The sequence below is a fragment of the Pontimicrobium sp. MEBiC01747 genome, assembly GCF_053601635.1.
On the sequence record NZ_JBSHNS010000595.1, the window covers coordinates 1 to 11,008 of the forward strand.

Below are 11,008 nucleotides of genomic sequence, written 5' to 3' on the forward strand. Positions count from 1 at the left end.
GTAACATTACAGTTAAATTTATAAAATGAAAAAAATTATAATCCCATTATTAATAGGCTTCACTTTTGTTTTGGGTTGTGAAAGAGACGATTTATGCCCAGAAGATACACCTACTACACCTCGATTGGTTATTGATTTTAAAGATGTTGCCAATGCAGATAACTCTAAAAATGTATTTAACTTTAGAGTTGAAGATGCCAACGACTCAGAAAGTGTTTTATCTGATTATAATAATGTAACTGCTAACCAAGTTATACTACCATTAAAAACAACAGAAGATAGTACACAATTCGCACTTTATAAAGATTTTGGTGAGGTTGACGATAATGGAACACCTAATGATGAAACCGACGACATTCAATTAGTAAATAGAGATGTTATAACTATAGCATACGCAAGAGAAGATGTTTATGTGTCTAGAGCTTGTGGTTACAAAACCATTTTTAAAAATGTTACTATTACCATTGAAAACGACAGTGACAACTGGTTACAAATTATAGATGCTATAAACGATATTACAATTATAGAAAATGAGACAGAGACACACTTTAACATACGCCACTAGTTTAATTATACTATTGCTTTGCGTTACTGTTAGAGCACAAAATGATACTAGTAATGCAGAGATTAAAAACGATACTTTAAAAATAAAACAAAAATATGGTTTACGTCTTGGTACAGATACTAGTAAGTTAATTCGTTCGTTTTTAGAAGATGATTACAAAGGTTTTGAAATTAATGGAGATTATAGATTAACAAAAGATTGGTTTATTGCTGGTGAGTTAGGTACAGAAGAAAAAACAACGACTACCGACTTTTTAAGCGCAACCGCTTCTGGTAGTTACTTTAAGGCAGGAATGGACTACAACATGTACAAGAATTGGTTAAACATGGAAAATATGATATATGCTGGTTTTAGAGCTGGTTTTAGTACATTCTCACAACAACGTAACAGCTACACCGTATATACTACAGACCAATATTGGCAACCTCAATTTTCGTCTAATGAGGCTTTAAAATTTAATGGACTTTCCGCTATTTGGGTTGAACTTATTATTGGAATAAAGGCAGAGGTATTAAACAATTTATTTATTGGTATTAATGCACAGTTAAAAGGGCTTATTTCAGAAGATAAGCCAGATAATTTTGAAAATTTATATATTCCTGGGTTTAATAAAACTTATGATAGTGGTAGTTTTGGTGTTGGGTATGGTTACACTATATCGTATCGCATTCCAATTTTTAACAAAAGTAAATAATACATATCGTTAACGATTTCCTTTTATTGCTTTATAATTTAGTAATACTATACTAACAGTTTTATCTTTTAAAATGTTTCGGATTTCGGTGTATTCTGCATAATTAACCACTCTATTAATTGCCCATATATATTTATTTTGATTTGGGAAATGAGTTTTAATTATTTGATAATTTCTATAGCCTGTAGATATAGAAATATTTGGTTGAGATTTAATTACCCTTTTTATTTCTGCTATACTATTTTTTAAATCATCAGCTTCTTTGAGATATAATTTTGGAGGTAAATAATAGCTAGTTTTAAAACCTTGTTTTTCGAATACAGGTAGCGCTTCCGGTTGCAAAGTTTCAACTAGTACATTTTTTAATGGGTATTTTTTTGCTTTAAAAAGATATACTAATCGTTTTAAAATTAAATCTGCATTGTCTCTATTAAGCGTTTTAATATCTAACCATAAATAGGGGTATGTATTAGCAGGAATAGCATTTAAATATGTTTCAAAATTTAATCCTATAGATTCACCTGGTGTATGGTTTACATCTAAAACATTACTTTTTTCATTATAAATTAAGTCTAACTCTACACCCTCAAAATAATCTAAAGCACTATTTAATTTTTCTAAAGAGTTAACTCTATGTGCCCATATCTTATCATAATAACCTACACCTTCAATTTTGTAAGGGCTATATAAATAAACAACAAGGATGGTTATACTAAAAATTAAGAATACAGTTATTATTCTTAAATATTTTTTACCTCTCATCATAGTTTTTCCCATTTCTTATCAGTCTTGGTTTTTCTTTAAATGCTCTATTAAATATACTTTTTGTACTATCGTAACCTTTAAAGTGTATAGCACTTAAATCAGAAAAACTATGTATAAAATCTTCCAATACATATTTTCTATTTGTATAACTTTTAAAATTTTTAAGTTTACCATTATATTTAGCATACTTTTTCGAACTCCATAATAAAAATGGAATTTCGTACATTGGTTGCGTGCCGTGATATTCATTATGCCCCATTAAATTCATTGTATCATAAACTTCATCTCCATGGTCTGAAAAATAAAGAACATAACCATTAATATCCATAGCTTTAGCGCTTTCAATAATCGAATATACTATAAAGTCATTATATCTAATGGCATTATCATATTCGTTAATTATTGCACTCTCCTTACCACATAATTTTTTATTAAGAACATTTTTTTCTTTGAAAAAATTAAATGCTTCAGGATAGCGTTTAGAATAAGCACTATGTGTACCTATTAAATGTAAAAATATAACCTTCTTTTTTTCTTTAGATTTAAGAGCATTTTTTAAACTAGGCAATATTGTTTCGTCAAATATAGAGCCATTAGAGTTTTGTGTATTTAAAAAAAGCGTATGTTTAGCCGCTGACCCAATTAAAGTAGGAATACTTTCATGCAGGCCCACTGGTCTTTGGTTAGATATCCAATAGGTAGAAAATCCAGCTTCATTAGCTAATTGTACTATCGAAGTATTTTGCTCTTTATATGAATTTTCATAATCTGACTGAGTTAAAATTTTGTCTAATGCAGTTATTGTATGTACATGAGGTGTAATAACATTATTAAAAACTATTAATTCATCTTTTATGTTAGATAGCAAGGGGTTAGTTTCTCTTCTATAACCATAAAGTTCCATATGCAAAGCTGAAGTAGATTCTCCAATTATTATTATATAAGTTTGCTCTTCATCTTTTGAATTCACATCTTCTATAAAATTACTATATGTCTGTGCTAAATTCTTTTTTAAGTTAGCTTTAGTCATTTTATAATCTAAATAACTATAATAGCTATTTATTATGAGATTTTCTGTTTTAAATTTCCAATGTAATAACACTATTGCTCCCATCATGAAAATAACGCACAAATATTTTAACGGTTTACTCTTTATGAACGTTTCTTTTCTTTCTGAATGAAATATATTTAAATGGGTTATTTTAGAGACAATAAACAATGGTAGAATAAAAAGTATAATAACACCTATAATCTTATAATTAAGATATTGATAAAAGAAATCTGTTGCCTCTGGAGCATTCGTTTCAAAGATGACATAAAAAGCTGATGCACTTATTTTAACCCCATAATTTATATAAAAACTAAGTTTTAAAATAGCAAGTAGACTTAAAATAAAATATGAGATTTTTATACAAATGTTTTGTCTTTTTACTTGTTTAATTAATAAAGTAATGACAAAAAAAAGACTGGTTAGTATTCCAAACGCTAAAACTTCCTTTATATAATCTTTAAAATCTAATATTATAAAAAAGCCAATACCTGTAATTACAAATAAAGGATATCCAACTAATAATACTGGATTTCTTAACAATTTTTGTTTTTTAAACACTCCTATTTTTAACTTAACCTATAAATAGCTAAGTTAAAATTATTTATTGTAATCTTCTTAAAATATTTACCTCAATGAGAAACACATTTAAACCATTAAAACATACACTTAGTCTATTACTTACAATATAATAAAAACAAAAAACACTGATAAACAAACATCTAAATTAATAGCAAATCATTCGGCTATATTAATATTTTTTTTATATTTGTTACAGGTAAATTTGCTATTAACCATAAATAACCGAGAAATGCCCCATTTATTAACCTTAAATTCTATTCTAGAAGATTTTACATCTTCTAAACTAGTTACAATACTTTCTATAGCTTTAATAGCTGTTCTAGTTTTACTTGTAAAAAGTATTGTTAATGCTTTAAAACTAGAAAAAGAGAGAAAAAAATTAGAAAAATAACTCATAAAAAAAGCACCTATTAAATAATAGGTGCTTTTATATTATGTGAAAAAATATAAAAAACTAGCGTACTAGTTTTTTATATTTAATTCGTTTAGGCATTAAGTCTCCTCCTAATCGTTTCTTCTTGTTTTCTTCATATTCACTAAAGCCACCTTCAAAGAAGTATACTTGAGAGTCACCTTCAAACGCTAAAATATGTGTACATATTCTATCTAAGAACCAACGATCGTGACTAATAACCACTGCACATCCAGCAAAATTTTCTAATCCTTCTTCAAGAGCTCGAAGTGTATTAACATCTAAATCATTTGTTGGCTCATCCAAAAGTAAAACATTTCCTTCTTCTTTTAAGGTCATTGCCAAATGCAAACGGTTACGTTCTCCTCCCGATAGTAGTTTTACTTTTTTATTTTGTTCGCTTCCACTAAAATTGAATCTGCTTAAATAAGCTCTAGAGTTTACTTGTCTTCCCCCCATCATGACTAAATCTTGCTCATCACTAAAGTTTTGCCATATTGTCTTTTCTGGGTCTATATTAACATGTGACTGATCTACATAAGCAATTTGAGCAGTTTCACCAACAGTAAAAGTACCTTTGTCTGCTGTTTCTTCACCCATTATCATTCTAAAAATAGTTGTTTTACCTGCTCCATTTGGCCCAATAATTCCAACTATTCCTGCTTGTGGTAAACTAAAGTTTAGGTCTTCGTATAATAATTTGTCTCCATAGGCTTTACTAATCCCTGAAGCATCAATTACGTTTGTTCCTAAACGTGGCCCATTTGGTATATAAATTTCAAGTTTCTCGTCCAACTGTTTTTGGTCTTGACTCATTAATTTATCATAATTCTTCAAACGCGCTTTTTGTTTTGTTTGACGTCCTTTAGCGCCTTGACGTACCCATTCTAACTCTCGTTCTAATGTTTTTTGACGTTTAGATGCCGATTTATTTTCTTGTGCTAATCGTTTAGATTTTTGGTCTAACCATGAAGAATAATTTCCTTTCCATGGGATGCCTTCTCCTCTATCTAATTCTAGAATCCAACCTGCTACGTTATCTAAAAAATATCTATCGTGCGTTACAGCTATTACTGTTCCTTTGTATTGCGCTAAATGCTGCTCTAACCAATGTACAGATTCGGCATCTAAGTGGTTGGTAGGCTCATCTAATAGTAATACGTCTGGTTCTTTTAATAATAAACGACATAGTGCTACTCTACGACGTTCTCCTCCAGAAAGTACTCCTATTTTTTTATCGCCTTCTGGTGTACGCAGTGCATCCATTGCTATTTCTAACTTAGTATCAAGCTCCCAAGCATTTGCTGCATCTATTTCATCTTGTAAAACTGCTTGCCTGTCCATAAGTTTTTGCATTTTATCTGCATCACTATAGACTTCTTCTAAGCCAAACATGTCGTTAATTTTATTATACTCGTCTAAAATCGCAACAATTTCTGCTGCTCCTTCTTTTACAACTTCTAATACTGTTTTATTTTCATCTAGTTGTGGTTCTTGCTCTAAATAACCAACAGAGTAGTCTTGTAAAAATGTTACGTCTCCTTGATAATTTTTATCTACTCCTGCTATAATTTTAAGTAAGGTAGATTTACCAGATCCATTAAGTCCAAGGATTCCAATTTTTGCTCCATAAAAGAAGCTTAGGTATATATTTTTTAATACTGGTGTATTAGCTCCAGGAAAGGTCTTGGTTAGACCTGCCATTGAGAAGATTATTTTTTTATCGTCAGACATATCTTTATTGGTTATTTTATTGTAATGTAAATTTTACGTTTAGTCTAAAATTAATAATTAAACTCTTCCTTTTAAAGCATTAAACACCCATGCTATTGCAAAAAAACCAATACCTACTGATGCAAATCCCCATCCAGCAACATCATCGTATCTAAAAGCACCTAATGCAATTAATGCTAATCCAACAATTATCATTATAGTGGTAGCCCAAGCTAACACTGTATTCTTATTCATCGCCATCTTTAATTATTTTAAATCTATTATTTTATTTAGGTAATCGCAAATATCGCATTTTTAGACAAAAAAGTACATTATATATCTTACTTTATTAGTTATCGTTCTAAAAAGCCCATTTTTCCTTGTTGATAATCTCTAAGAGCTTCCATAATCTCAGTTTGTGTATTCATTACATATGGTCCCCAAGAGGTTATTTTTTCATTAAACGGTTGTCCTGATAAAAATAATAACTTGCTTCTCTTTAAGACATCTATGGTAAAGCCTTCTCCATCATTATTAAATTCTATAAGTTGATTATCGTTTTTAATTAATTTATTGTTTTTATTAATGTTAACATTCCCATCAATAAGGTATATTAATGCATTATGATTTTTAGCAATCTCAACAGTATGGCTACTATCTTTTTCTGCAGAAATCATATATACATTTACTGGAGTTTGTGTTTTAATTTTACCATAAATTCCATTTAACTCTCCAGCTATAACTTGAATTGTTATTTTTTTATCTTCAGATTTAACTGTATTAAAGCTATCGCCCTCAATATGTTGGTATGCTGCTGGGATCATTTTTTTTTCTGATGGTAAGTTTAACCATAATTGTATACCCTCTAATACACCGCCTTGTTTTACAAATGATTTTGTTGGGCCTTCTGAGTGTATTATTCCTCTTCCTGCTGTAGACCATTGTACATCTCCTGCTTTTACAACACTTTCATTACCTAAAGAGTCTCTATGCAATTGTTCCCCTTGAAGTAAAAAAGTAATTGGTTCAAAGCCTCGGTGTGGATGTGGCCCCAAATCGAAAGGGTTATTTTTTTCATTTATGTCGTAAGGTCCATAATGGTGTAATAATAAAAAGGGATCTATATTCTCTATAGTGTTAGTAGGTATGGGTTGTCTTAATTTAATAGGTCCCATATTAACGAAATCACTTCTTCCTACAGTTTTTATTGTATTTAATTTCATTTGTGTGTTTTGTTTTTTATTTTCCATGGAAAATAATTATTTAAAAAAATGCTTTAACGCATTTTATCTAGCAGATTACTTAATTGTTGGGCTTCTTCCTCAGATAGATTTTCTAGTAAATCTTTTTTATAGTCTTTAGAAATGTCATCTAATAACATTAATCCTTTATCTGTTATACTTATGTAAACTACTCTTCTATCCTCTGCACAAGGTAAACGTTCTATTAACTGTTTATCGCATAGTTTATCCATTAATCTTGTGGCATTTGGAGAACGTTCTAGCATACGTTCTTTAATAGTTTGTACTTTTATTGGTTTTTTTGCACCTTTTAAAATTCTTAAAATATTAAATTGTTGGGGAGAGATTCCAAAAGGTCTAAAATAGGCATTTTGCTTATTATTTATCCAATTTGCAGTATAAATTACATTTAATAACGCTTTTACTTTATTATTTGGAAAGCTCGAATTAATATCTTTAGACAAATCTCCCATTTAAATTGCTTTTTTAAATTTTTCAATTTTCACAATTAAATCTTCATTTAGGTTTTTATCTAAAATACCATTTTCTGAAAAATTATCATTAAATGATGGTAAAGAAAAATCTGCTATTATGTTTCCTCCCATATAAGGGAATCTACCTTTTGCTATGTCTAAAACGGTTGCTCCTCCTCTTCCACCGGGTGATGTAGCCATTAATAACATAGGTATATTGTTCCATAATTTTCCATCTATACGAGACATCCAATCAAAAATATTTTTAAATACGGAAGCATAGGCTCCATTATGTTCTGCTAATGATAAAACAATACCATCTGAAGATTTTATTTTATCTAAAAATACTTTAGCGTTATCTGGAATACCATGTTGCATTTCATAATCAATGCTATAAATAGGTAATTCATAATCATTAAGGTCTAATACCTCAACATTAACATCTTTAATTTGATTAGCGGTATACTCAGCCAACTGTTTGTTTATAGATTGTTTACTGTTACTTCCTGCGAAGGTTATAATTTTTTTCATTTTTACTTATTAGTTTTTTTATTAAAAATATAGGATACTATTAATAGTATTAAGGCTACTAATGCCCCCGTTTGTTCTCCATCTCCAATCATGTAATGCGCAAAGAAAGCCAAAATAAAAGCAAAAAAGAAACCAGCATAGGCCCATTCTTTTATGATTTTAAAGTTTGGATTCCAAATTGCAAATAGACCAAGTAATTTAGCAACAGCATATGGATAAATAATATAAGTTGGGTACCCAAAGTTGCTAAACATCTGCGAAACATCATCATGATTAAAAAAATACATGCTTACAGAAAATAACATTAACAATGTTAGTAGTCCTGTTGCTGTATAATAAATAATTTTATCTCTTTTCATTTTTGTTGATTTTATTATGCAAATGTAGTAATAAATATTAATATATACCTAGGAAAATATTACCCTGTAATTTATTTTAATAAGTATTCGCTTTTAATACATGTTTGGGTTTTGTAAATTCGTGGCAAATAAAAATTTAATATGGACATCAACTTCAATAAAAACGAAGATCACAATAAATTACTATTGTCTAATTTAAAAAGACGTTTAGCCAAAGTAAAACTTGGTGGTGGAGAAAAACGTATTGAGAAACATCATGCTAAGGGTAAGTTAACTGCTCGTGAACGTATAGATTATCTATTAGATAAAAAGTCTAAGAGCATAGAGATTGGTGCTTTTGCTGGTGAAGACATGTACAAAGAACATGGTGGTTGCCCTTCTGGTGGAGTTGTTGTAAAAATAGGGTATGTAAAAGGCAAACAATGTATAGTTGTTGCAAATGATGCTACTGTTAAAGCTGGTGCTTGGTTTCCTATTACTGGAAAGAAAAATTTACGTGCTCAAGAAATTGCTATAGAAAATAAACTTCCTATTATATATTTAGTAGATAGTGCTGGTGTTTATTTACCTATGCAGGATGAGATTTTCCCAGATAAAGAACATTTTGGTCGTATTTTTAGAAACAATGCCGTTATGAGTAGTATGGGTATTACTCAAATTGCTGCTGTTATGGGAAGTTGTGTAGCTGGTGGAGCTTATTTACCAATTATGAGTGATGAAGCGCTTATTGTAGATAAAACTGGTAGTATATTCCTTGCAGGTAGTTATTTAGTAAAAGCTGCTATTGGAGAAAGTATAGATAATGAAACTTTAGGTGGAGCAACAACACATTGTGAAATTTCTGGTGTTACAGATTATAAAGCTAAAGACGATCATGATGCTTTGGATACAATTAAACGTATTGTGGATAAAATAGGTGATTTTGATAAAGCTGGATATAATAGAGTTGAAGCAAAGAAACCTAAAGATAATCCTGAAGATATTTATGGTATTTTGCCTAAATCTAGAGCAGACCAGTACGATATGTTTGAAATTATTAAACGTTTAGTAGATAATGGAGAATATGATGAGTATAAAGCAGGCTACGGGCAAACCATTATTACAACTTATGCTAGAATAGATGGTTGGGCTGTTGGTATAGTCGCTAACCAGAGAAAATTAGTGAAAACTAAAAAAGGAGAAATGCAATTTGGAGGTGTTATTTATAATGATAGCGCAGATAAAGCCACTCGTTTTATTGCCAATTGCAATCAAAAGAAAATACCTCTAGTGTTTTTACAAGATGTTACTGGTTTTATGGTTGGTAGTAAAAGTGAACATGGTGGTATTATAAAAGATGGTGCTAAAATGGTAAATGCTGTAAGTAATAGTGTTGTACCAAAATTTACAATTGTTATTGGTAATAGTTATGGTGCTGGTAATTATGCCATGTGTGGTAAAGCATACGATCCTAGATTAATTGCTGCTTGGCCTAGTGCTGAATTGGCTGTTATGAGTGGTAATAGTGCTGCTAAGGTATTATTACAAATAGAAAAAGCTTCTTTAGAAAAACAAGGTGAAAAGTTTACCAAAGAAAAAGAAGAAGAGTTATTTAATAAAATAAAATCGCGTTACGATAACCAAGTTTCTCCATATTACGCAGCTGCAAGAATATGGACTGACGCCATTATAGATCCTTTAGATACTCGTAAATGGATTAGTATGGGTATTGAGGCTGCTAACCATGCCCCAATTGAAAAACCATTTAATATGGGGGTTTTACAGGTGTAATTTATGAATAGATTATTAACTCTTTTAGTTTTTATTATTTTTATCAACTCATTATTGGCTCAAAATAAGTTTGATAGTATTGTTCCACACAAACGTTTATTTAGTTCTAAACAAATTTATAGCTCTAAAAATGTTAGAGAACAAGTTATTATAAGTAATGATACTTTGTATGATAATTATAATTTTTCAGAATTAGAAGATATTAACTATTTAAACCCGTCTGCTTATTCTTATAAAAACATCTTTAAAACTTATCAATTTGCTGTATTTTGTAATTCTACAGAAACATCAAAAACAGTTTACGAACTGAAACAATGGAATACGGCTATTGTTGTATATCTTGATCCTAAATTACCAAAAAGCATAAGAAAAGCCTTTAAAACGTTTTTTTCAAGTATAAATAAACATGAAATTAAAAACCTTAATATTACATTCACAAATAATATAGAAAAGGCTAATTTTTATATTAAAACAAGTTCTGAAACAATTTATACTTATGGAGAAGACTATGTTTTTAATAAAAAAATAGATAAAGAGGAATCTATAACTACTGGAGCTATTTATCATTTATTAACAGATAATAACAACAAATTTTATAGTGGTATTCTATCTGTAAATCCTTCGCAATCTAGCACTGAAACTAAACTATTAAAGCAATTAAAACAAATGTTCTTTATAAGTTTAGGTCATTTTCAATTTAGCAAATATATTGGAAAAGATAGTTTATTAAGTAAGGAGTATAATAATTCTAATAATATCACTGAAAAAGATATAGAGCTTTTACGAATCCATTATGGGGCTATATACGATCAAAGAATTAATGGTACTACATTTAAAAAATTACTTAACATACAT

At 29.5% G+C, this 11,008-nt stretch carries 13 protein-coding genes; 5 read left to right on the forward strand and 8 right to left on the reverse strand.

Going from position 1 to position 11,008, the window contains the following annotated elements; all coding sequences use genetic code 11:
• The first annotated feature begins 25 nt into the window (after positions 1–25).
• Positions 26–565 (forward strand): DUF6452 family protein, encoded by a 540-nt coding sequence (locus ACVC2P_RS19955; RefSeq protein WP_452600209.1) that lies wholly within the window; start codon positions 26–28, stop codon positions 563–565.
• Entirely contained in the window at positions 531–1,259 is a 729-nt protein-coding gene (locus tag ACVC2P_RS19960; RefSeq protein ID WP_452600210.1) for a DUF6048 family protein, read from the forward strand. Before ACVC2P_RS19955 ends, ACVC2P_RS19960 begins: the two co-directional genes overlap by 35 nt.
• Before the next feature lie 9 nt (positions 1,260–1,268).
• On the opposite strand, the gene ACVC2P_RS19965 is transcribed toward ACVC2P_RS19960, so the two are convergent.
• Positions 1,269–2,024 (reverse strand): hypothetical protein, encoded by a 756-nt coding sequence (locus ACVC2P_RS19965; protein ID WP_452600211.1) that lies wholly within the window; start codon positions 2,022–2,024, stop codon positions 1,269–1,271.
• Positions 2,011–3,615, reverse strand: a complete 1,605-nt coding sequence (locus ACVC2P_RS19970; protein WP_452600212.1) for a sulfatase-like hydrolase/transferase — start codon at positions 3,613–3,615, stop codon at positions 2,011–2,013. The genes ACVC2P_RS19965 and ACVC2P_RS19970 overlap by 14 nt, the downstream gene beginning before the upstream one ends.
• Before the next feature lie 268 nt (positions 3,616–3,883).
• On the opposite strand from ACVC2P_RS19970, the gene ACVC2P_RS19975 reads away from it, so the two are divergent.
• Positions 3,884–4,045 carry a hypothetical protein gene (locus tag ACVC2P_RS19975; protein ID WP_452600213.1) on the forward strand — a complete coding sequence of 54 codons (162 nt, stop codon included), beginning with the start codon at positions 3,884–3,886 and terminating at the stop codon, positions 4,043–4,045.
• Between the two features lie 63 nt (positions 4,046–4,108).
• Here ACVC2P_RS19975 and ettA read toward each other — a convergent pair whose 3' ends face one another.
• The 6 genes from ettA to ACVC2P_RS20005 form a co-directional block, all read right to left on the reverse strand.
• The gene (gene ettA, locus ACVC2P_RS19980; RefSeq protein WP_452600214.1) at positions 4,109–5,800 is read right to left on the reverse strand and encodes an energy-dependent translational throttle protein EttA; all 1,692 of its coding nucleotides are present in this window, start codon (positions 5,798–5,800) and stop codon (positions 4,109–4,111) included.
• A 57-nt stretch (positions 5,801–5,857) separates the two neighbouring features.
• A complete protein-coding gene (locus ACVC2P_RS19985) occupies positions 5,858–6,040 on the reverse strand; it encodes a CAL67264 family membrane protein (protein ID WP_027878875.1) in 183 nt (60 codons plus the stop codon).
• 92 nt (positions 6,041–6,132) lie between these two features.
• The gene (locus ACVC2P_RS19990; RefSeq protein WP_452600215.1) at positions 6,133–7,029 is read right to left on the reverse strand and encodes a pirin family protein; all 897 of its coding nucleotides are present in this window, start codon (positions 7,027–7,029) and stop codon (positions 6,133–6,135) included.
• A 26-nt stretch (positions 7,030–7,055) separates the two neighbouring features.
• The gene (locus ACVC2P_RS19995) at positions 7,056–7,493 is read right to left on the reverse strand and encodes a MarR family winged helix-turn-helix transcriptional regulator (protein WP_452600216.1); all 438 of its coding nucleotides are present in this window, start codon (positions 7,491–7,493) and stop codon (positions 7,056–7,058) included.
• A complete protein-coding gene (locus ACVC2P_RS20000; RefSeq protein ID WP_452600217.1) occupies positions 7,494–8,024 on the reverse strand; it encodes an NADPH-dependent FMN reductase in 531 nt (176 codons plus the stop codon). It lies immediately after the preceding gene.
• A gap of 2 nt (positions 8,025–8,026) precedes the next feature.
• The gene (locus tag ACVC2P_RS20005; RefSeq protein WP_452600218.1) at positions 8,027–8,383 is read right to left on the reverse strand and encodes a DoxX family protein; all 357 of its coding nucleotides are present in this window, start codon (positions 8,381–8,383) and stop codon (positions 8,027–8,029) included.
• Positions 8,384–8,524: 141 nt separating this feature from the next.
• Between ACVC2P_RS20005 and ACVC2P_RS20010 the strand changes: the two genes are divergently transcribed.
• Together ACVC2P_RS20010 and ACVC2P_RS20015 are read left to right on the forward strand one after the other, a co-directional pair.
• Positions 8,525–10,153 carry an acyl-CoA carboxylase subunit beta gene (locus tag ACVC2P_RS20010; protein WP_452600219.1) on the forward strand — a complete coding sequence of 543 codons (1,629 nt, stop codon included), beginning with the start codon at positions 8,525–8,527 and terminating at the stop codon, positions 10,151–10,153.
• A 3-nt stretch (positions 10,154–10,156) separates the two neighbouring features.
• Positions 10,157–11,008: hypothetical protein (locus ACVC2P_RS20015; RefSeq protein WP_452600220.1), on the forward strand; the 852-nt coding region annotated here is incomplete at its 3' end.